Genomic DNA, 21,233 nt, shown 5'->3' with positions numbered 1-21,233 from the left:
GTGGGGCGCGCCTCCCGGCCGGCCGACGTGGCGGGGGTGGGGTGAGCCTCCCGGACGGCCCGCGTGTCCGTCCGCTGCGGCGACCACGGCAGGCGGCGGAAGAGCGGCATGAGCGGCTGCACCATCGGGCCGATCGCGAACGCGGCGACCACCGTCCCGATGCCGACGTCGCCGCCGAGCAGCCAGCCGACCACGACGACCGTGACCTCGATGACGGTCCGGGCGAGCCAGAGCGGCCAGCCGAACCGCTCGTGCAGGCCGACCATCAGGCCGTCGCGCGCACCGGTCCCGAGGCCCGCGCCGATGTAGCAGGCGGTCGCGACCGCGAGCAGCGCCAGGCCCGCCGCGAACAGCAGGATGCGGGGGACCAGGCCGTGCGGCTCCGGCACGAGCCAGAGCACCAGGTCGGCGGACGGCCCGATCGCCAGGACGTTGCAGAGCGTGCCGATGCCGGGCTTCTGGCGGAGGGGGATCCAGAGCAGCAGGATCACGATGCTCGACACGACCGTGATGACGCCGAACGACCAGGGCAGCACGTTCTCGAGGCCCTGGGTCAGCACCGTCCACGAGCCGACCCCGACCACGGCGCGGACCTGCAGTGCGGTCGAGGCGCCGTAGAGGAACAGGCCGACGAGGAGCTGTACGGACCGGAGGGCGAGCGCAGTGGAGCGGGACACGCCCCGATGGTCCCGTACGATTGGCCTGGTGGTCGAGAGCCAATCCGCCTACGGTGGATCCGTGTCGACCGTCCTGCTGAGCGCGCGCTCCGCCGCCCTCCTGCTCACCGACTGGCGCGTCGGCGCCGGTGCCCCCGCGTACGAGGCGCTGTCGGACGCGCTCCGTGTCCTCGTCATCGACGGGCGGGTGCCGCTCGGTGCCCGACTGCCCGCCGAGCGCGGGCTCGCCGAGGCGCTCGGCGTCTCGCGCACCACGGTCGCGAACGCGTACGCGCGGCTCCGCGAGGACGGCTTCCTCGTCTCGCTGCGCGGCTCCGGCAGCGTGGTGCACCTGCCGCGCGATCTCGCGGGTCGACCGGACCCCGAGCGCCTCGGCGGAGTCGTCGAGGGCGACCTGCTCGACCTCCGGAAGGCAGCCCTGCACGCGGCCCCCGAGGTCGCCGAGGCCGTCGAGCGCGCCGTCCGCCACGTCCCCGCGGCGCTCGCCGGCATCGGGTACGACACGGTCGGCGACCCCGGCCTGCGTGCCGCGATCGCTCGGCGCTACACCGAGCGCGGGCTGCCGACCGACCCGTCCCAGGTCGTCGTCACCATCGGCGCGCAGCACGCGATCGCCCTGCTCGCCCGCGTGCTCGTGCGCCGCGGCGATGCCGTCCTGGTCGAGTCGCCGACGTACCCGCACGCACACGAGGCCTTCCGTGAGGTCGGCGGTCGCCTCGTGGGCGTCCCCGTCGACGCACGGACCGGCTGGGACGCGGCGGCGCTCGAGACGACCCTGCGTCGGACCGCCCCGGCCGTCGCGTACGTCATGCCGGAGCTGCACAACCCCACCGGGGCGACGATGTCCGCGGCCACGCGGGACGTGCTCCTGTCGGTCGCGGCGTCGACCGGCACCACCGTGGTCGCCGACGAGACGATGGGTGAGCTCCGCATCGACGGCGAGCCCGCCCCGCCGCTCGCCGCTGCCGACCCGAGCGGGGCGTCCGTGGTCATGATCGGCTCGGCGGCCAAGGTGTTCTGGGGCGGCCTGCGGATCGGCTGGGTCCGGGCCGCACCCGACCTGCTCCAACGTCTGCTGCTCGCCCGCCCGACGGGCGACCTCGGTACGCCCGTGCTCGACCAGTTGGTCGCGCGGGAGCTGGTCCCGCGGACGGCTGCCGTCCTGGAGGTGCGGCGCACGTTCCTGCGCGCCGGTCGCGACGACGTCGTGGCCGCGCTCCGGACGCGGCTGCCCGAGTGGGACGTCCCGTCCCCGGCGGGCGGGTTGACGACGTGGGTCGGGCTCGGACGCCCGGTGTCGAGCGCGCTCGTGCTCGCGGCACGGGCCGAGGGTGTCGTGCTCGCGTCGGGCGGGGTGTTCGGGCCGGACGGGGGCTTCGAGCGGTTCCTGCGCGTGCCGTACACGATGGGCGCGGCGGACCGGGAGCGGTTGGTCGACGTGCTCGAACGGGCGTGGGCCCGGGTCGGGGGCGAGGGGACGGGGACGCGGGGGTCGCTCGCCGCGGTGGTGTGACCTCCGGGCCGGTCCCGTTCGCAGGTGGGACTGCGAGGATCGGCGGGTGCACTTCCTCTCGGTCTTCAGCCTCCGCAACCGTGCCCTGATCGCGCTCGTCACGATCGTCGTCGCGGTGTTCGGCGGCATCGCGTTGACGAACCTCAAGCAGGAGCTCATCCCGAGCGTCCAGTTCCCCCAGGTGGCGATCGTCAGCGCCTACCCCGGCGCCACCCCGGAGGTCGTGTCGAACGACGTCTCGACGAAGATCGAGCAGGCGATCCAGGTCGTGCCGGACCTCGAGTCGACGAGCGCGACGTCGTCCACCGGGCAGAGCGTCGTGTCCGCGTCGTTCGACTACGGGTCGAACCTGGCGAGTGCCGAGGACAAGATCCAGACCGCGGTGAACGCGTTGTCGCTGCCGGACACCGTGCAGACCCAGATCGTCACCGGGTCCTTCGACGACCTGCCGGTGCTGCAGCTCGCGGTCACCGCCTCGGGCAACCAGGAGCAGCTCGTCGACCGGCTGAACGCGACCGCGGTCCCCGACCTCGAGAAGCTCGACGGGGTCCGCCAGGCCGACGTCTTCGGCAACCCGGGCCGGCGCGTGGTGATCACCCCGAACGAGGACGAGCTGGCCTCCCGCGGGCTGACCACGCAGTCGATCTCGGACGCCCTCGACGACAACGGGACGCTGATCCCGGGCGGCACCATCACGCAGGACGGCACGACGCTCTCGGTGCAGACCGGGCAGCGCATCGCGTCCCTCGACGACATCCGCGGGTTGCCCCTGACGGCGTCGAGCGGATCGTCGGCTTCCTCGTCGTCGACAGGCGGCCCTGGTGCGGGCGGTGCCGCGACGGGGTCCGGAGCGGCAGCCGGTGCACCCGGCAGCACGGGATCGGCGACCGGCACGGGCGCTGCCGGGTCCGGCGACGGGACCGCCGGCGGCACCGCTGCCGGGACCGGCGCGACCGGCACGACCGGTGGGACCGGCGCGACCGGCGGGACGGGCGCGAGCACGGCCTCCACGCCGACCTCGCTCGGTGACGTCGCGACCGTGCAGATCGAGGAGTCGCCGCGGACGTCGATCAGCCGCGTCGACGGCGAGACCGCGCTGACCATCGCCATCACGAAGACGCAGGAGGCGAACACCGTCGACGTCTCGGAGACGGTGAAGGACGCCCTGCCCGGCATCGAGGCGAAGGTCGCCGGGAACCCGCAGTTCACGGTCGTGTTCGACCAGGCGCCCTACATCCAGCAGTCCATCGACTCCCTGGCCGAGGAGGGCCTGCTCGGCCTCGGCTTCGCGGTCGTCGTGATCCTGGTGTTCCTGCTGTCCTGGCGGTCCACGCTGGTCACCGCGATCTCGATCCCGACCTCGGTGCTGCTCGCGGCGATCGGCATGCAGGCCGCGGGCTACACGCTCAACATCATCACGCTCGCGGCACTGACGATCGCGATCGGCCGCGTGGTCGACGACTCGATCGTGGTGATCGAGAACATCAAGCGACACCTGCAACCCGGGGTCGACCGCGGCCGCGCGGTGCTCGATGCCGTGCGCGAGGTCGCCGGCGCCGTCACCGCGTCGACGCTCACCACCGTGGCGGTCTTCCTGCCGGTGGCCTTCGTCGCGGAGCTCGTCGGCGAGCTCTTCCGCCCCTTCGCGCTCACCGTCACGATGGCCCTGATCGCGTCGCTGCTCGTGTCCCTGACGATCGTGCCCGTGCTCGCGTACTGGTGGCTCCGGGCGCCGAAGGCGGACCGGCGGGCCGGACACGGCGAGCGACGCGCCGCCGGGGCGTCGGCTGCCGCGGCGTCGTCTGCCGGTACGTCGGCTGGTGGTACGTCGGCTGCCGAGGCGTCGGCTGCCGGGGCTTCGGCTGCCGGTACGTCGTCCGCCGGTGCCGAGTCCGGTACCGGCACCGCTGCGCTCGCCTCCGCCGCCGACCTGCACGACGCGGGCACCTCCGACCGGCTGCGCCGCGGGTACCTGCCCGTGCTGCGGTGGGCGGTCGGCCGTCCGGCGCTCGTCCTCGTGCTCGCCCTGCTCGTGCTCGGCGGGACCGCCGCGGCCGTGCCGTTCGTGAAGACGAACTACCTCGGCGACTCCGGGCAGAACACCTTCACGGTGACGCAGGACCTCGAGCCCGGCACGAGTCTCGACGAGCAGTCCGACGCCGCGCGCAAGGTCGAGGGCGTGCTCCGGGACGTCTCCGGCGTCGAGACCGTGCAGACCACGATCGGCTCGAGCGGCCAGTCGATCCAGGCGGCCTTCGGTGGCGGGGCCTCGGCCTCGGTCCAGTACAACGTCACGACCGACGCCGGAGCCGACCAGACGACGATCCAGTCGACCGCCCGTGACCGCATCGGGGAGATCGACGGCGTGGGCGAGGTGAACCTGTCGTCAGCCGGCGGCGGGTTCGGCGGCTCGAGCGACATCGAGGTCGACGTGACCGCGCCCACCCAGGCCGAGCTGCAGACGGCGGCCGAGAAGGTCCTGACCGAGATGCGCGGCGTCGACGGCACGACCGGCGCGACGAGCAACCTGTCCGCTGCCGAGCCGTACCTGGCGGTGAAGGTCGACCGGAGCAAGGCCGCCGAACGCGGGCTCACCGAGACCCAGGTCGGCGGGATCGTCGCCGCCGCGGTCTCGCCGCGGGACACCGGCAGCGTCGAGATCGACGACGCCACGCTCGACGTGTACATCGCCGACCCGGAGCCCCCGACCACGGTCGACGCGCTGCGGTCGCTGTCGATCCCGACTGCGAGCGGCGACGTCCCGCTGTCCGACGTCGCGACGGTCGAGCAGTCCGACGGCCCGACGACGATCACGACCTCGGACGCCGTGCGCACCGCGACGATCACCGTGACGCCGGACTCGACGAACCTGGGCCAAGCGGTACAGAACGTCACGCAGGCCGTCGACGGCCTCGACCTGCCGAAGGGCGCCTCGGCGACGATCGGCGGCGTCGCGTCGAGCCAGTCGTCAGCGTTCAGCCAGCTGCTGCTCGCCGTGCTGGTCGCCGTGCTCATCGTCTACGTGATCATGGTGGCGACCTTCCGGAGCCTGCTGCAGCCGATCATGCTGCTGCTGTCGATCCCCTTCGCGGCGACGGGTGCGCTGCTGTTGCAGATCGTCACGGGCATCCCGCTCGGGGTGGCGTCGCTGATCGGTCTGCTCATGCTCGTCGGCATCGTCGTGACGAACGCGATCGTGCTCATCGACCTCGTCAACCAGTACCGACGTCGCGGGCTCCGCGTCCGCGAAGCGCTCATCGAGGGCGCCACGCGCCGACTGCGGCCGATCCTCATGACGGCGCTCGCGACGATCTTCGCGCTGCTGCCGATGGCGGTCGGGCTGACCGGCAAGTCGGGGTTCATCTCGCAGCCGCTCGCACTCGTGGTCATCGGCGGCCTGGTGTCCTCGACGCTGCTGACCCTCGTGGTGCTGCCGGCGCTCTACTCGGTGGTCGAGGGCTTCCGGGAGCGTCGGGCCGACCGGCGGGCCGCGCGGGACGCTGCGGAGCACCCGGGGGAGCACCCGGGTGGGGAGCAGGGCGGGCTGCAGGAGAGCGCACCGAGCGCCGGGTAGTCCGGCGCGGGCTGGACCGGACCGGACCGGACCGGACCGGATCGGGCAGGGCCGTGCGGTGCCGTGCTCTGCACGGGTCGTGCTTGGCCGTGCCGGGCCGGGTCCGGCGCGGGCCGGGCCGTGCAGGCTCGTGCCGTGTCGTGCTCTGCCGGGTCGTGCCTGGCCGTGCCGTGTCCGGCGGTCGCGCGTCAGTCGCGGCTGCCGGACTCCTCAGCGTCCACCTCGCGGAACCAGGAGACGACGACGCAGGTCAGGGTGACGAGGAAGACCACGGCGGCTCCCTGCGCGGCGATCGCCATGTGCCCGGTCGCCGCGGAGTACCCGCCGAAGGCCACCGCGGCCGTGAACGACAACCCGAGCAGGAGCTCCGCGTAGGTCCGGACCGAGGTCCGGTGCGGCCACTCGGTGACGGGGCGAGCGGGACGGGTCGTGGTGTCGGTCACAGAGCGAGTCTGCGCGGGCCGGACGACCACCGCACGCCCGAGTCCGGGTGGCACCCGCACGGGGGCACGGTCGCGGGGAGTCGAGGCGCGCGTGCAGGAACGCCACGACGCGTTCGCTCATCGCGCGGTCGAGCTGCGCGATCGAGTGCGCCGTGCCCTCGACCGCGACGAACGTCACCGGCACGTCGTGCTCCCGGAGCGTCGCGACGAAGTCCTGCGACTCCCACAGCGGGATGAACTCGCCGGTGGAGTGCCCGACGAAGAACGGCGGGGTGTCCTCGGTGACGTGGTACTCCGGTGACGCCTGCCGTGCCGCCGGACAGTCGGCGTAGCTCCGGCACCCGAGGTACAGCAGCTGCTTCCGCTGGAACGACGCCGAGACCCCGTCCGGCTCGGTCGACCGCGTCGTCAGGTCGGTCGGTCCGCTCAGGTCCACCACGGCACGCACCCGGTCGCCCTCCGCCCACCCGGCGGACTCGTGGTCGGTGACGGCGAGCATGGCGGCGAGGTTCCCCCCGGCGCTGCCGCCGAAGAGTCCCACCCGGTCCGGGTCGATGTCGTACGTCTCGAGCGTCGCCGGCCGGAACACCCAGTCGAGCGCCCGCCGTGTGTCGTCGAGGCCCGCGGGGAAGGGGTCGGTCGGAGCGAGGCGGTAGTCGACGTTGACGGTCACGAAGCCCTCGGACGCCAGGTACTGGCACACCGCCCGGTAGGCGGCGGTGGCCTTGTCGCCGTGCGACCAGCTCCCGCCGTGGATCATCATGACGGCGGGGCGGCCGCCCCCGGGACGGTCCCGTCGCGCGTCGGATCCGCCGGACCCGTCCGACGGGCCGGTCGTCGCCGTCGGTGTCGCGGTCGTGTCCGGCGCGCTGTCCGGGGGCAGGCAGACGTCGAGTCGCTGCAGGTCCTCCGCCCCGTACGGCACGTCCGCGACGACGTCGATGCCCGGGTAGCGCAGGGAGAGCGGGTAGATCACGGGATCGGTGGTCACGACGTCGTTCCGGTCGCCCGCGGGCGCCCCGGCGCACGAGACGAGCGCCCCGAGCGTCACGCACGCGGCCAGGAGCGCGAGCAGCGTGCGACGTCCGGACCTCATCGACGACCACGCTAACCCGGCCCGCTCGGCGTCGCGTCCGCCGTCCGGACGAGCGACCTCCTCCCCGCGGTCGAGCCGGTGCCCGTTGCCCGGTGTCCGGCGCGTCCGCCCCCTTGCCCGTTCCTTCCCATCACGGACGCGATGCCAGGTGGAATCGGGCGTACCGGGTCGGACCGACTGACCAGGTACGCCCGAAGCAGCCAGGTATGCCCGATCTCGCCCGGAACCGCCAGACGCGCGAACCCGCACGAGTCCACCCGGAACCGCCAGGTACACCCGAAGCAGCCAGGTGCACCCGATCTCGCCCGGAACCGCCAGACGCGCGAACCCGCACGAGTCCACCCGAAGCAGCCAGGTACACCCGAAGCAGCCAGGTACATCGAAGCAGCCAGGCACGCCCGATGTCGCCCGGAACCGCCCGACGCACGAACCCGCACGAGTCGATGCGGGACGCCCGGAAGCGCACAGCACCGAGGACGCCGCCCACGCTGCCGTGCGGGTGCCAGGATGGGCACGAGACCCGCAGGAGGACCCGTGAGCCGTCGCAAGGCCTGGAACACCGACCCCGAACCGCTCCTCCGCGTCCAGGAGGGCTTCCGCCTCGACCGCGTCGACCCCGACGGCACCCCGGGCTTCCCCGGGCGCAAGATCGACGGACTCGAGTCGCTCGCGGCCGGAGCCGACCGCCTCGCGGCCCTGCAGGAGCGCCTGCACGCCGCGAGCACCGCCGGCGATCAGCGCCGGGTGCTCCTCGTGCTGCAGGCCATGGACACCGCGGGCAAGGGCGGGATCGTCTCGCACGTGGTCGGCGCGGTGGACCCGAACGGCGTGCACTACGCGGGCTTCGGAGCGCCGACCGCCGAGGAGCGTGCGCACGACTTCCTCTGGCGCATCGAACGGCAGCTGCCGGCCGCCGGGCAGCTCGGCGTCTTCGACCGCTCCCACTACGAGGACGTCCTCATCCAGAAGGTGCGCTCGCTCGCGCCGCCCGAGGAGATCGAGCGGCGCTACGGCGCGATCGTCGACTTCGAGGACCGTCTGGTCGCCGAGGGCACGACGATCGTCAAGGTGATGCTCCACATCTCGAAGGACGAGCAGCGGGAGCGACTCGGCGACCGCCTGGACCGCCCCGACAAGCACTGGAAGTTCAACCCGGGCGACATCGACGAGCGCCTGCTGTGGGACGAGTACCAGCAGGCGTACCAGACGGTGTTCGACCGCACCTCGACCGCACGGGCGCCCTGGTACGTCGTGCCCGCGAACCGCAAGTGGTACGCCCGGCTCGCGGTCCAGCAGCTGCTGCTCCGCGCCCTCGAGGACATGCAGCTCACGTGGCCGACGGCCGACTTCGACGTGGCCGAGCAGCGTCGGCGGCTCGCCGAGTCCTGACACCGGTTCCGGCCGGGAGGCCCGCCCCGCGCCCGCCCCGCGGTACCCGTCCGCCGCGGGGCTGGCCAGACCGCGTCCGGTCACGTAGACTCGATCGGTCGGCTCTCGACGCCGTGACACTGTGATCACGGATTCTGCTTGGGTGTGTGTTGGTCGAGGGCTGGATTCACGTCGACCCGCGACGGGAAGAACCCCCTCTCCGCCTCTGAGACCTGCGCCGATGTCGCTGCCGGGCACGCGGACGTCTGCACCCCGGAAAGTAGCAATGGCCCCGTACGACAAGGGCGCGCGTCAGCGTGCCGACGACCGAGTCCGCCACGCGAACGGCACCCCCGCCGCCCGCAGCAGCAAGCACCGCGGTTTCCGCGCCGCCGACCCGTCGCAGCCGCGGCAGAAGCAGCGGTGGGACGCCGAGGCGCGCCGTGGCCGCGAGGCCCAGGGCGAGCGTCCCGCCCGCCCGAACTGGGAGCCGCGTGACGGCGGACAGCGCCGCGACGACCGTGGCGGGCGCGGCTTCGACCGCAACGACCGCGCCCCGCGTCGCTTCGACCGTGACGACCGTGCCCCGCGTCGCGACCAGGACGACCGTCCGCGTCGGTTCGACCGTGACGACCGCGCTCCCCGCCGCGACTCCGACGACCGCGCCCCGCGTCGGTTCGACCGAGACGACCGCGCCCCGCGTCGCTTCGACCGTGACGACCGTGCGCCCCGTCGCTTTGATCGCGACGACCGTGCGCCCCGTCGCTTCGATCGCGAAGACCGTGCGCCCCGGCGTGACGACGACCGCACGCCGCGTCGGTTCGACCGTGACGACCGCGCACCGCGTCGCGACCAGGACGACCGTCCGCGTCGGTTCGACCGTGACGACCGTGCTCCCCGTCGCGACTCCGACGACCGCGCCCCGCGTCGGTTCGACCGTGACGACCGCGCGCCCCGTCGCTTCGACCGTGACGACCGCGCCCCGCGTCGCGACCAGGACGACCGCGCCCCGCGTCGGTTCGACCGTGACGACCGCGCCCCGCGTCGGTTCGACCGTGACGACCGCGCCCCGCGTCGGTTCGACCGTGACGACCGCGCGCCCCGTCGGTTCGACCGCGACGAGCGACCCCAGCGTCGCTCGTTCGACGACGCCCGTGCCCCGCGCCGCGACCGTGAGGACTCCCGCCAGGCGTACGTCCCCGCGGACGACGTCAAGCTCGAGAAGCTCCAGGCCGAGGCCACCGTCGCGGCTGACGTCGAGGGCGTGACCTTCACCGACCTCGGCATCGGCGGCAACATCTCCCGCACCCTCGCCGAGATGGGCGCCACCAGCCCGTTCCCGATCCAGGCGGCGACGATCCCCGACGTCCTCGCGGGCAAGGACGTGCTCGGCCGCGGCCGAACCGGCTCCGGCAAGACCATTGCGTTCGGTGCGCCCCTCGTCGAGAAGCTCATGGAGCACGGCGGCGGCACGAAGCGGAAGATGGGCCGCGCTCCGCGTGCGCTCATCCTCGCCCCCACGCGCGAGCTCGCCCTGCAGATCGACCGCACCGTCCAGCCGATCGCCCGCTCGGTCGGCCTCTTCACGACGCAGATCTACGGCGGCGTGCCCTACGGCCGCCAGGAGGGCGCGCTCGAGCGCGGCGTCGACATCATCGTCGGCACCCCCGGTCGTGTGCAGGACCTCATGAACAAGGGGAAGCTCGACCTCAGCGAGGTCGTCGTCTCCGTGCTCGACGAGGCCGACCACATGTGCGACCTCGGGTTCCTCGAGCCGGTGCGCGAGATCCTGTCCGCCACCGCCGAGGTCACCCCGCACGGTGACCGCGCGCAGAAGCTCCTGTTCAGCGCCACGCTCGACGCCCAGGTGGCCTCGCTCGTCTCCGAGTTCCTGCACGAGCCGAGCGTCCACGAGGTCGCCGGCGAGGACCAGGCCTCCTCGACGATCGACCACCGCGTGCTCGTGGTCGAGCAGCGCCAGAAGGACCAGGTGCTCGAGGAGCTCGTCGCCGGTGACGGCAAGACGATCGTCTTCGCTCGCACGCGTGCCTACGCCGAGCGTCTGGCGGACCAGTTCGAGGACGCCGGCATCCGCGCGACCTCGCTCCACGGCGACCTCAACCAGTCCCGCCGCACGCGCAACCTGCAGCTGCTCACGAGCGGCCGCGTGAACGTGCTCGTGGCGACCGACGTCGCCGCACGCGGCATCCACGTCGACGACGTCTCCCTGGTCGTGCAGGCGGACGCCCCGGACGACTACAAGGCGTACATGCACCGCTCCGGCCGCACCGGTCGTGCCGGCAAGGAGGGCACCGTCGTCACGCTGGTCCCGCGCGGTCGCATCCGGAAGATCGAGGGCATCCTCGAGAACGCCGAGATCGAGGCGGACCTGGTGCAGGCGGCGCCCGGCGACGGCATCGTCGCGGAGCTCGCCGCGCGCTAGTCGCGACCACACGACGGACGGGAGGCCCGGTGCCAGCTGGCACCGGGCCTCCCGTCCGTCGTCTGCGCGAGCCGCACTCGCAGGACGCAACGTTCCCGAGCGCTCGCAGCGGTACGACGCTGCGAGCTGACGCCGAGGTTGCGTGTCGCGGACGCGGCTGCGGGGTCAGCGCGAGAAGAAGAGCAGACCGCGCACGTAGCCGGCCTGACCGGCGTGCTGCGTGCAGTCGTCGAGGATGCTCACGAGCCGGGCGCCGCGCGTCACGGGCGGGTCCCACGCCTCGTCGACGACCTCGTCCAGGTCCTCCGGAGCGAGCGAGCCGAGGTAGGCGACCGTCCGTTCGTGCACGGCGCGGAGGTACCCGGTCAGCAGCTCGGCGGACGCACGCACCCGCCCGACGTCCTCGCTCGACATGCCGTAGCCGAGTGCGTCGGCGGGGAACGGCAGGCCGAAGCGCTCGACCCAGCCGTCGGCGGTCCAGACCTGCTCGGTCCCGGCGAGGTCCGCGACCTGGGCGTCCTGTCCGCGGGCCGTGTGCCACGCCAGCCAGGCGAGGGTGTTCGCGCCGGCTGCCGGCCGGGTCGCGAGTTGCTCGGTCGACAGGCCGTCGAGCGCGCGCTCGACGGTCTCGGGCACGCGGGAGAACGCTTCGGTGAGGAGTTCCGCTGGGGTCATGCCGCCGACGCTACGCGGCGTGTGCGCAGCCCGCTCCAGCGCCCGGGTGCGGGCTCAGCGCGCCGTGGCCGCGCGGTGCCGACGGTCGAGCGCTGCCCCGATGTCCTCGAGGGCGACGGCGACACCGTTCCGCTCGGCGGCGGGGACGGCTTCGCTGAAGGCGTCGGCGTAGGCGGCGCTCACCGCCCGCGCCACCGCTGCTCCCGACGGCGTCAGGTGCACGAGGATGCTCCGCCGGTCACCCGGGTTCGGGCGGCGCTCGAGGTGCCCGTGGCGCTCGAGCCGGTCGAGCAGCGAGGTCATCGCGCCGGTGCTCAGCTCGAGGGTGTCCCCGGCCTGCTTCGGTGTGGTGGCGTGCCCCTCGGTCGCCGCCAGGTGCACCAGGAACCGCGTGTCCGTGACACCGAGCCCGTGCGCGGCGCTCTCGTGGGCCAGGACCCGCGCGTGCCGGACCTGCAGGAGTCGGAAGGCCTCGATCATCCGGGCGAGCCCCGCGTCGTCCGCACGCACACCCGCGAGCGGTGCGGTGGGCAGGTCGTCCATCTCGACGTCGGGGGAGACGGGGGCCGGCGGCAGGCCCGTCGTGACGGTCAGGGGCGGGAGTGCGGGGGAGGTGTCCGTCACGGGTGGCTCTTCTCGGGTGGTGATCGCGGCGGCGATCGACGGGACGCGGACGGGCCCGGGTCAGGGGTCCATGCAACAAGTATCTCAATGATTGAGACAATCCCCAACAGTGGGGGCGTTGCTTCTCTTGTCGTCAACACGAGTGTCAAGTAGCTTGATCGTCGTAGTACACAGGCACCGTAGCGCGACCAACCACCGCGGGTCCGGAGCCACCACCGATCAGATCTCTCTCCTCCGGAGGACAACCATGTCCCGTGTCTCCGCTCGCTCCGCCCGTCTGGCTGCCTGGATCGCCGTCCCCGCCGCCCTCGTGGCCTCCGGCGTCGTCGTCTCGACCGCCTCGTACTCGGCGTTCTCGGCCACGACCACCAACCCCACCAGCAACTGGACCGCCGGCACCGTCGCGCTCTCGGACGACGACGCGAACACCGCGCTCTTCACCGCCACGAACCTCAAGCCCGGCTCCACGGACAGCAAGTGCATCACCGTCACCTCGAGCGGCTCCCTGCCGTCGACGGTGAAGCTGTACACGACCAGCCCGCAGACCTCGAGCGTCCTCGCGACGAACACCACCGTGAAGATCGAGCAGGGCACCGGCGGTGGCTTCGCCTCGTGCTCGGGCTTCACGCCAGCAGCCACCGGTGCCGTGCTGTTCAACGACACGCTGCCGAACCTCGGCTCGACGGCGACGAACTTCGCGTCCGGCCTCGGCGCGTGGACCACGGCGGGCACCGCGAACGAGACCCGCGTCTACCGCGTCACGTACTCCGTCGCCGCCGGCACCCCGAACACCGCACAGGGCAACACGGCGTCGCTCGGCCTCACGTGGGAGGCCCAGAACAACTAGTCCGTCACCCTCGGAACGCCCCCGGTCGAAGGCAGTCATGGTCAGCTCCGCAGTGCACGGTGGTCACCCACCGCACGACGCGCTGCACGACGTCGTCGACTGGGGGCGCGTCGTCGTCGCCGTGGCGGCACGCGCGGTCGTCGCGGCGCTGCTCGGTCTGGCGTTGTGGTCCGCGGCCCCGGCGTTGCTCGGCTGGCACCCCACCACGGTGATGACCGGCTCGATGGAGCCGCGGCTGACCCCGGGTGACGTCGTCGTGTCGCGACCGGTTGCACCCGCGGAGGTCCGACCGGGGCAGGTCCTGCTCGCGGACGACCCCGACCAGGCCGGGCACCTGCGGATGCACCGCTTCGTGCATCCCGGCCACGACGGCACGATCGTCACCAAGGGCGACGCGAACCCGCAGGCGGACTCGACCCCGGTCGACCGGTCGGCGGTGCACGGCGTCGCGTCCCTGCGCATCCCGTTCGTCGGCAGCCCCGTGGTCTGGGTGCGCGAGGGCCGATGGGCCGAGACCGCCGCGCTCGCGCTCGCGCTCGTCGCGGTGCTCGCCCTGTGCACGGTCGACGGCCGGATCCGTCGTGCGCCTGGTGGCCGCCACCGCGGTGACGGTGACGGCAACGGGGACGGCCTGGAGGCCCGGGGCGGCTCCTCGACGGCATCCCGCCCCGACACGGGGTCCGCCGGCGCCCGTCCGCTCCGCTCACCGAGCGGCCGTCACGCCCGCCGCCGCGGCCGCGTCGGCCCCTCCGGCGCGGCGGCCACCCTCGTCGTCGTCACCGCCGTCGGCGCGCTCGCACCGACCCCCGCGCAGGCCGCACCCTGGCCGGCCACCACCGTGACGGCCTCGACCTGGTCGGCCGCCGTGGTCCCGCGCGCCACCATCACCGCGTGCACGGGCGGGGGCACGGCGACGATCACCTGGAGCCACCCCGGTCCGACCAACCCACCGGGCGGGTTCGAGGTGTGGGCGGGCGGCCGCCTCGTCGCGACCGCGCCGGCAACGGGGCGGACCGCGACGTTCACGGCCGTCGGACTCGAGCTGCTGCAGTCCTACGACGTGACCGTCCGGTCGCTCGACGGGACCTGGTACGGCACGAGCACGCCGAAGCGCGTGACCGTGGTGCTCGGGCTCGGCAACGTCACCCTGATCAGCTGCGGATGACGCGACCGCTCGTCCACAGGCCGGGTCCGGTGCGCCCGGGATGTCCCCGGACGCCGCTACCGTGACCGCATGCGCATCCTGCACACCGGCGACTGGCACCTCGGGCGCACGCTGCTCGGTGCGGACCTGCTCGGGCACCAGGCGGCGTTCTGCGACTTCCTCGTCGAGACCGTCCGGGCCAGGTCGGTCGACCTCGTCGTCGTCGCCGGCGACGTCTTCGACCGCGCGATCCCGCCCGTCGACGCGGTCCGGATGCTCTCCCTCACGCTCGAGCGCCTGTCGGAGACGGCGACCGTCGTCCTCACGCCGGGCAACCACGACTCCGCGGCCCGGCTGGGGTTCGGCGCCGGCGTGATGCACGACCGCGTGCGGATCCTGGCTGAACCCGGTGGCGTGGGCACCCCGGTGCTCCTGGCGGACGAGGCCGGACCGGTCGCGGTGCACGGCATCCCGTACCTGCACCCCGACCTGACCCGGTACGCCCTCGCCGCGGTGCCCGACGAGCCCCTGGCGCGGTCGCACCAGGCGGTCGTCGGCGCCGCGATGGAGCGGGTCCGCGCCGACCTCGCCACCCGTCCCGGCACCCGCAGCGTCGTCGTCGCGCACGCGTTCGTCGGGGGAGCGGAGCCGAGCGACAGCGAGCAGGACATCCGCGTCGGCGGGGTCGACATGGTCGCGGCGTCGGTGTTCGACGGCATCGACTACGTGGCGCTCGGACACCTGCACGGACCGCAGCGCGTCGGCCCGGGCGACCGCATCCGCTACGCCGGTTCGCCGCTCGCGTTCTCGTTCGGCGAGCGGCACCAGCGCAAGAGCGTGACGGTCGTCGACCTCGCTCCCGACGGCTCGGTCACCGTCGAGCTCGTCCCGACCCCGGTGCCGCGGCGCCTGGTCGACGTCCGGACGACCATCGATGCGATCGAGTCGGGCGCGCACCACGCCGACGCCGACGCCTGGGTGCGCGTCGCCGTGACCGACACCGTGCACCCCGAGCGCATGTACGCCAGGGTGAAGGCCCACTTCCCGCACGCGCTCGCGATCACGCACGAGCCCGCCGACCGACCGGAGCGCCAGGCGGCCCGAGCGGTCACCGCGACGTCGGACCCGGTCGAGGTCGCCGCCGACTTCGTCGCCTTCGCCACGGGGGCGGCGCCGGACGACGACGACCGGGCGGTCCTGACCGAGGCGTACGAGGCCGCGGTGCTCGCGATGCACGACGACCGGGGGCGCTGATGTACCTGCACCGACTCGAACTCCGGGCGATCGGCCCCTACCCCGGACTCGTCACCATCGACTTCGCAGCGCTCGCCGCCTCCGGTGTGTTCCTGCTCGAGGGCCCGACGGGCGCCGGCAAGTCGACCATCATCGACGCCGTGGTGTTCGCCCTGTACGGCGGACTGGCGGGCGAGGGCTCGACGCACGACCGCCTGCACAGCCAGCACGCGGACCCCGGTGTCGAGCCCTTCGTCGAGCTCGTGTTCGAGACGGGAGCCGGTGTGTACCGGGTCCGTCGCACCCCGCAGTACGACCGACCGAAGCAGCGCGGGACCGGCACGGTCCGCCAGCAGGCGTCGGCGCAGCTGTTCCGGCTGGCGCACCCGGCCGACGCCGTGGGCGAGCCGGTGTCCTCCCGCATCCCGGAGATCGGGCTCGAGGTCACGCGGGCGATCGGGCTCGACCGTGCCCAGTTCCTGCAGACCGTCGTGCTGCCGCAGGGCGAGTTCGCCCGGTTCCTGCGCTCCCCGGGCGAGGACCGTCGGAAGCTCCTGCAGTCCCTGTTCGGCACGCAGGTCTACGACCGCACCGCCGACGAACTCGCGGCCCGTCGGCGGGAGGTCCAGGCCGAGGTCGAGGCGGCCGACGCCCGCGTCCGCGACGCCCTCAGCCGCTTCGCACAGGCGGCCGGTGTGGACGACCCCGACGAGGGGACCGTCCCCGCTACGGTCGAGGTCCTCCGCGCCGCGGCCGCCGAGACCGCTGCGCAGCGCGCGGACGCCGTCGCGGCGCTGGACCGCGCCCGTGCGCACGAGCAGGACGTGGTCGCACGGCTCACCGCCCGGACCCGTCGCGCAGCGCTGCTCGACCGTCGACGGGCGCTCGACGACGGTGCCGCCCGCATCGCCGCGGCCCGTGACCGACTCGCCGTCGCCGACCGGGCTGCCCGGGTCACGACCTCGGCCGACGGGCTCGACGCCGCCCGTACACGCGCTGCCGAGGCCTCCGGTGCCGCCGCCGACCTCCGGCGCAGGACCGGTGTGCCCGACTCGGCAGACCTCGGCTCCCGGCGCGCCGAGCTGCTGGCGTGCGCGGCTGCGGTCCGGCACCTCGTCGCGGTCGAGACCTCGCTCGACACGCGACGCCGAGCCCTGGCAGACGCCCTGGACCGTGCCGAGCAGCTCGCGGCCCGGGTCGCCGAGCTCGACGCCGCGCTCGAGGCACGTCCCGCCGAGCGCGCGGCGCTCGTCGAGCAGGCCCGGACCGCCGCCGCCGCTGCCGGTGACGGCGAGGCAGCCCGGGCCGAGGTCGACCGCCTCCGCCGGCTCCTGGCGGACCTCGGGTCCCGTGACGCGGCGACCGCGGCCGTGACCCGGGCCGAGCAGGTCGTCGCCGACCGACGGGTCCGAGCCGAGGAGCGCCTGCGCACCGAGCAGACGCTGCGTGCCCGTCGGATCGCCGGTCTCGCCGGGGAGCTCGGTGCGGCGCTCGCACCGGGGGACCGGTGCCCGGTGTGCGGCTCGGCCGATCACCCGGACGTCGCCGTGCCACAGGCCGACCACCCGGACGCCGCCACCGTCGACGCTGCGGCCGCCGAGACCCGCGCGGCCGAGGCCGCCCTCGCCGACGCCGCTGCCGCGCTCGCCGTCGACCGTGCCGAGCTCGAACGGCTCCGGGCTGCGGTCGGCGACACGGACGCCGGTACCCTCGCCGAGCAGACCGCCGCCGCGACCGCTCGCGAGGAGGCCGCACACGCCGCCGCCGTCCGGGTCGCCGAGGTCGAGCGGCTCCGCACCGCCCACGACGAGGCGACGCGTGCGCTGGAGCGCGAGCACAACACGGTGCAGGCCGGACACGCGGTGCTGCTGGCCACGAGCGCGGCCGACGCCGAGCGGCTCGACCAGGACGCCTCGGCCGTCGCGGACGCCGTGACCCGGGCGGGCGCACTCGCTGCCCGGCCCTGGACCGACGACGGTGCGGGGCAGGACCGCCCCGCTCCGGCGTCGCTCCGTGCCGCGGTGCAGGAGCTCGACACCCTCGTCACCCGCGCCGAGGCCGTGATCGCGGCCGACGACCGTGCTGCCACCGCAGCCCACGCCGTCACCGAGCGGACCGCCGAGGTCGCCCGGGTGCTCGCCGAGCAGGACTTCGACTCCCTCGGCGCCGCCCGCGCGGCCGTGCTCACCGCGGAGGAGACCGCGGCGCTCCGGGCCGAGGTCACCGTCGCCGACCGTGAACGGGCCGTGGTCGAGGCCGGGCTGGCCGAACCCGCGGTGGTCGCGGCCGCCGACGACACCGAGGAGCCCCTCGCCCTCGACGCCGCCCGTGCCGCGCTCGCCGCCGCCGTCGAGCAGGCGGACGTCGCCACCCGCGCGGCGGTCTCCGCGACCGACCGCGTCGAGTCCGCCACCCGGTGTGCCGGCGACCTGGCGCGGGCCGTCCGCGCACGGGACGACACGTCCGCCCGGAGTCGCGCGGTCGTCCGACTGGCCGACGTCGCGAACGGCGTCGCCGCGGTGAACCCGACCGGGATCACGCTCGGCACCTACGTGCTGATGCGGCGCTTCGAGGACGTCGTCGCGGCGGCCAACGACCGGCTGCGGGGCATGCTCGGCGGCCGGTTCACGCTCGAGACCTCCGACGAGCGCGAGGCAGGGTCGCGGGCGCGGCGCACCGGGCTCGCCCTGGCCGTGCACGACCACACGACCGACACCCGACGTGCTCCGGGGAGCCTGTCCGGTGGCGAGACCTTCACGGTGTCGCTCTGCCTGGCGCTCGGACTCGCCGACGTCGTGCAGGCCGAGGCCGGTGGGGTCTCGCTCGGCACGCTCTTCGTCGACGAGGGCTTCGGGACGCTCGACCCGGAGACGCTCGACGACGTCATCGGGCAGCTCGCGCGGCTGACCGCCGGCGGGCGACAGGTCGGCATCGTGAGCCACGTGGAGGAGCTGAAGCAGCGGATCCCGGAGCGGATCGCGGTGCGGCGCACTCCCGAGGGCGGGTCACGCGTCACGACCACCGTGTGACGGTCAGGGCGACGGCGAGACGTCCACGGTGCCGTCGGGCGGCGGCAGGATGTCGGCGGCGATCCAGGGGAACACCCAGGTGAAGAGCGCGTAGACGATCACGGCGAGCAGCACGAGCAGCTCGAGCACCTTCAGGGGGACGGGTCCGGGCAGGACCCGCCAGACGAACGGGAAGATCACTTCGGCGTCTCCGAGAGTTCCTTCGGGGTGCCCTCCGACACGGGCATCCAGTAGTCGAGCTTGGCGTGGGTCACGTACCGCTCCTTGGCCGACCACATCGGGTGGCACGCGGTGAGGGTCAGCCAGCGGTCGTCCGCGGTCGGGGTGACGCCGGGCTTGTTCGGCACCGGCGCGATCGTCTCGATCTTGTCGGGCGTGACGATCTGCGAGTCGGTGACCTTGTAGACGTACCAGACGTCGAAGTCCTTCGCCTTGTCCGTGACCCGGACGACGATCGAGTCGCCGGTCTTCAGGTCGGCGATCTGGTTGAGCGGCTTGCCGTAGGTGACGCGGTGCCCGGCGACGGCGAAGTTCCCCTCGGCGCCCGGCATCGCGGTGTCCTGGTAGTGCCCGAGACCGATGGTGTTGAGCACCCGCTCGCGGTCGGTGCCCTCGCCGATGGGACGGAGGTAGTCCGCACCGAAGCGGGGGATCTGCATCGTGCCGAACACGTCGGTGACGTCCGGCGGCTCGGCGAGGACCGGCGCCGTGCCGCGGTGCTCGGAGCCCTCGATCTTCGGGGCGACCTGCTGCCCGAGGTCGTCGACGAGCTTCGACTGCTCGTTCACGGCGACGACGTCGGTCCACCACGCGGTCCACGCCACGTAGAGGCCGGTGCCGGCGCCGGCGATGATGAGGAGCTCGGCGAGGAGCGCGACGAGCGCGCCGCCGACGGACTGGCGCCGCCGTGTGCGCCGGGGCTGCGGAGCCCCGCCGTCGGCCCCGGAGTCCTCGCGCGCGGAGCGCCGCGTGGGGACGGTGTCGTGTGCGGTCACGGTGCTCCTGATCGAGGGGTGGTGGGACATGTGTACCAGACCATGATGACGCCCAGATGGCGAGCACCCGTCACCTGTGGATGCTGACGGGAACCGGTAGCGTGCTGGGATGGCTCCGGTCTTCCGTCCGTTCCGTCACGACGACACCGAGGCGGTCGTCGCCCTCTGGGGCGCGTGCGGCCTGCTCCGACCGTGGAACGACCCCCGGCGTGACATCGCCCGAAAGGTCGCCGAGCAGCCCGAGCTGTTCCTGGTGGCAGCAGCCGACGGTGCCCAGGGCTCCGCTGCCGCAGGCACCGTCGTCGGTGCGGGCATGGCGGGCTACGACGGACACCGCGGGTGGGTGAACTACCTCGCCGTGGCGCCCGAGCTGCAGGGGTCCGGGCTCGGCCGGGCGTTCATGGCCGAGTTCGAGCGGCTGCTGGCCGACCGCGGGTGCCCGAAGGTCAACGTCCAGGTGCGCGAGGGCAACGAGCAGGTGCTCGGCTTCTACGCGTCGCTCGGGTACGCCCCCGACCGGGCCGTCTCCCTCGGCAAGAGCCTCATCGCGGACGACTGACCGCAGCCGCGCGACCGACCGCCGACACCGGCACCCCTACGTCAGCGCCAACCCGACCGACGCCGCGAACGCGAGCACGATCCCCGTCCACTGCACGCCGGTCAGCCGCTCGCGCAGCACCACACCGGCGAGCACCACCGTACCGACGGGGTAGAGCGCGTTGAGGACGCTCACGACCGGCAGGGTCGAGGCGTCCGATCCGACGTGCAGCGCGGCCTGGATGCAGGCGTTCGCCAGCGCGTCGAGCACCCCGCAGGCCGCCACGGTGACCACGAGGCGACGCGACCAGCGCGGCCCGACCGCGCCGGACCCGGCCCCTACAGGCCCGGCCCCGGCAGACCCGACCGGGCGGGCCGACGTGCCGGGGTCCACCGTGCCTCCCGGCCGCGCGCGCCGCACGGCCACCGCGACGGCCACCGTGCCGAGCACGACCGTCTGCACCACCCGTGCGACCAGGAGCGACGCGACCCCCGCGTCCTCCGGCACCGCGTCGTAGGCGAGCACGATGCCGCCGAACCCGCACCCCGCGACCGCCGCCGTGACCAGTCCGCGCACCGTCACCCGCGCACCCGAGGTGTCGCGCACCGCCGCGACGAGGACCACCGCGACCACCGCGACCACCAGGGCAACCGACGCGAGTGCGGACAGCACCGTCCCGCGCGCCAGCGCGACCACGACCGGGGTGACGGCTGCGAACACGGCCGTCAGCGGGGAGAGGACGCTCATCGGCCCGACCGCGAGCGCGCGGTAGAGGAGCAGCACGGCCACCGACCCCGACAGCCCGGCGACGACGCCCGTCGCGATCGCGGCGCCCGACAGGACCGCGCCGACCAGGGGCAGCCCGACCAGCAGGGGGACCAGCCCGACCGCCGCGGCGACGGCGGCGACGGTCACGGCACGCACCCGGCGCGCCGCGAGGCCGCCGAGGAAGTCCGCGGCACCGTAGACGACGGCGCCGGTCAGGCCGAGCAGGACGGTGAGCACGGCTCCCATCCTGCCCGGCCCGGTAGCCT

15 protein-coding genes and 1 pseudogene are annotated in these 21,233 nt (G+C 73.9%); 9 read left to right on the top strand and 7 right to left on the bottom strand.

Translation table 11 applies throughout. The annotated features are described in order from the left end of the window. Positions 1-164 precede the first annotated feature (164 nt). Positions 165-677: pseudogene (gene yczE / locus QUG93_RS16065) on the bottom strand (membrane protein YczE); the annotation flags it as partial. A gap of 61 nt (positions 678-738) precedes the next feature. On the opposite strand from yczE, the gene yczR reads away from it, so the two are divergent. Both yczR and QUG93_RS06620 read left to right on the top strand, forming a co-directional pair. Further along, the gene (gene yczR, locus QUG93_RS06625; RefSeq protein ID WP_289473123.1) at positions 739-2,190 is read left to right on the top strand and encodes a MocR-like transcription factor YczR; all 1,452 of its coding nucleotides are present in this window, start codon (positions 739-741) and stop codon (positions 2,188-2,190) included. A 46-nt stretch (positions 2,191-2,236) separates the two neighbouring features. Further along, the gene (locus tag QUG93_RS06620; RefSeq protein WP_289473122.1) at positions 2,237-5,764 is read left to right on the top strand and encodes an efflux RND transporter permease subunit; all 3,528 of its coding nucleotides are present in this window, start codon (positions 2,237-2,239) and stop codon (positions 5,762-5,764) included. A 210-nt stretch (positions 5,765-5,974) separates the two neighbouring features. Here the strand turns inward: QUG93_RS06620 and QUG93_RS06615 are convergent, their stop codons facing one another. Then, complete coding sequence (locus tag QUG93_RS06615; RefSeq protein WP_289473121.1) at positions 5,975-7,303, bottom strand: alpha/beta hydrolase; 1,329 nt, start codon at positions 7,301-7,303, stop codon at positions 5,975-5,977. Between the two features lie 507 nt (positions 7,304-7,810). On the opposite strand from QUG93_RS06615, the gene QUG93_RS06610 reads away from it, so the two are divergent. Next, complete coding sequence (locus tag QUG93_RS06610) at positions 7,811-8,692, top strand: polyphosphate kinase 2 family protein (protein WP_434533083.1); 882 nt, start codon at positions 7,811-7,813, stop codon at positions 8,690-8,692. A gap of 265 nt (positions 8,693-8,957) precedes the next feature. Then, on the top strand, positions 8,958-11,114 hold the full coding sequence (locus QUG93_RS06605) for a DEAD/DEAH box helicase (protein ID WP_289473119.1): 2,157 nt from the start codon (positions 8,958-8,960) through the stop codon (positions 11,112-11,114). A gap of 165 nt (positions 11,115-11,279) precedes the next feature. On the opposite strand, the gene QUG93_RS06600 is transcribed toward QUG93_RS06605, so the two are convergent. Together QUG93_RS06600 and QUG93_RS06595 are read right to left on the bottom strand one after the other, a co-directional pair. Then, positions 11,280-11,789, bottom strand: coding sequence for a mycothiol transferase (locus QUG93_RS06600; protein WP_289473118.1), 510 nt, complete (start codon positions 11,787-11,789; stop codon positions 11,280-11,282). A gap of 54 nt (positions 11,790-11,843) precedes the next feature. After that, on the bottom strand, positions 11,844-12,413 hold the full coding sequence (locus tag QUG93_RS06595) for a MarR family winged helix-turn-helix transcriptional regulator (protein WP_289473117.1): 570 nt from the start codon (positions 12,411-12,413) through the stop codon (positions 11,844-11,846). 247 nt (positions 12,414-12,660) lie between these two features. Here QUG93_RS06595 and QUG93_RS06590 point away from each other — a divergent pair, with 247 nt between their 5' ends. The 4 genes from QUG93_RS06590 (at position 12,661) to QUG93_RS06575 (ending at position 18,666) form a co-directional block, all read left to right on the top strand. After that, entirely contained in the window at positions 12,661-13,260 is a 600-nt protein-coding gene (locus QUG93_RS06590) for a M73 family metallopeptidase (RefSeq protein WP_289473116.1), read from the top strand. A gap of 37 nt (positions 13,261-13,297) precedes the next feature. Then, a complete protein-coding gene (locus tag QUG93_RS06585) occupies positions 13,298-14,425 on the top strand; it encodes a signal peptidase I (protein WP_289473115.1) in 1,128 nt (375 codons plus the stop codon). A 69-nt stretch (positions 14,426-14,494) separates the two neighbouring features. Then, the gene (locus tag QUG93_RS06580; protein WP_289473114.1) at positions 14,495-15,658 is read left to right on the top strand and encodes a metallophosphoesterase family protein; all 1,164 of its coding nucleotides are present in this window, start codon (positions 14,495-14,497) and stop codon (positions 15,656-15,658) included. Continuing rightward, entirely contained in the window at positions 15,658-18,666 is a 3,009-nt protein-coding gene (locus QUG93_RS06575; RefSeq protein WP_289473113.1) for an AAA family ATPase, read from the top strand. The genes QUG93_RS06580 and QUG93_RS06575 overlap by 1 nt, the downstream gene beginning before the upstream one ends. A 3-nt stretch (positions 18,667-18,669) precedes the next feature. Here QUG93_RS06575 and QUG93_RS06570 read toward each other — a convergent pair whose 3' ends face one another. Both QUG93_RS06570 and QUG93_RS06565 read right to left on the bottom strand, forming a co-directional pair. After that, positions 18,670-18,846, bottom strand: a complete 177-nt coding sequence (locus tag QUG93_RS06570; RefSeq protein WP_289473156.1) for a hypothetical protein — start codon at positions 18,844-18,846, stop codon at positions 18,670-18,672. Further along, positions 18,843-19,661, bottom strand: a complete 819-nt coding sequence (locus QUG93_RS06565; RefSeq protein WP_289473112.1) for a class E sortase — start codon at positions 19,659-19,661, stop codon at positions 18,843-18,845. The genes QUG93_RS06570 and QUG93_RS06565 overlap by 4 nt, the downstream gene beginning before the upstream one ends. A 109-nt stretch (positions 19,662-19,770) precedes the next feature. Between QUG93_RS06565 and QUG93_RS06560 the strand changes: the two genes are divergently transcribed. Further along, positions 19,771-20,220, top strand: coding sequence for a GNAT family acetyltransferase (locus QUG93_RS06560; RefSeq protein WP_289473111.1), 450 nt, complete (start codon positions 19,771-19,773; stop codon positions 20,218-20,220). 36 nt (positions 20,221-20,256) lie between these two features. Here QUG93_RS06560 and QUG93_RS06555 read toward each other — a convergent pair whose 3' ends face one another. After that, positions 20,257-21,204, bottom strand: a complete 948-nt coding sequence (locus QUG93_RS06555; RefSeq protein ID WP_289473110.1) for an EamA family transporter — start codon at positions 21,202-21,204, stop codon at positions 20,257-20,259. Between the last annotated feature and the right edge of the window lie 29 nt (positions 21,205-21,233).

This window comes from Curtobacterium caseinilyticum, from assembly GCF_030363035.1.
In the GTDB taxonomy this organism is placed as follows: domain Bacteria; phylum Actinomycetota; class Actinomycetes; order Actinomycetales; family Microbacteriaceae; genus Curtobacterium; species Curtobacterium caseinilyticum.
The sequence above is the reverse complement of the archived record's forward strand: the minus strand, read 5'-3'. Positions and strand labels throughout refer to the sequence as shown.

Coding starts and splice junctions, on each gene's coding strand:
- QUG93_RS06615 (WP_289473121.1), bottom strand. CDS start 7,303: ATGAGGTCCGGACGTCGCACGCTGCTCGCGCTCCTGGCCGCGTGCGTG.
- QUG93_RS06610 (WP_434533083.1), top strand. CDS start 7,811: ATGGGCACGAGACCCGCAGGAGGACCCGTGAGCCGTCGCAAGGCCTGG.
- QUG93_RS06605 (WP_289473119.1), top strand. CDS start 8,958: ATGGCCCCGTACGACAAGGGCGCGCGTCAGCGTGCCGACGACCGAGTC.
- QUG93_RS06600 (WP_289473118.1), bottom strand. CDS start 11,789: ATGACCCCAGCGGAACTCCTCACCGAAGCGTTCTCCCGCGTGCCCGAG.
- QUG93_RS06590 (WP_289473116.1), top strand. CDS start 12,661: ATGTCCCGTGTCTCCGCTCGCTCCGCCCGTCTGGCTGCCTGGATCGCC.
- QUG93_RS06585 (WP_289473115.1), top strand. CDS start 13,298: ATGGTCAGCTCCGCAGTGCACGGTGGTCACCCACCGCACGACGCGCTG.
- QUG93_RS06580 (WP_289473114.1), top strand. CDS start 14,495: ATGCGCATCCTGCACACCGGCGACTGGCACCTCGGGCGCACGCTGCTC.
- QUG93_RS06575 (WP_289473113.1), top strand. CDS start 15,658: ATGTACCTGCACCGACTCGAACTCCGGGCGATCGGCCCCTACCCCGGA.
- QUG93_RS06560 (WP_289473111.1), top strand. CDS start 19,771: ATGGCTCCGGTCTTCCGTCCGTTCCGTCACGACGACACCGAGGCGGTC.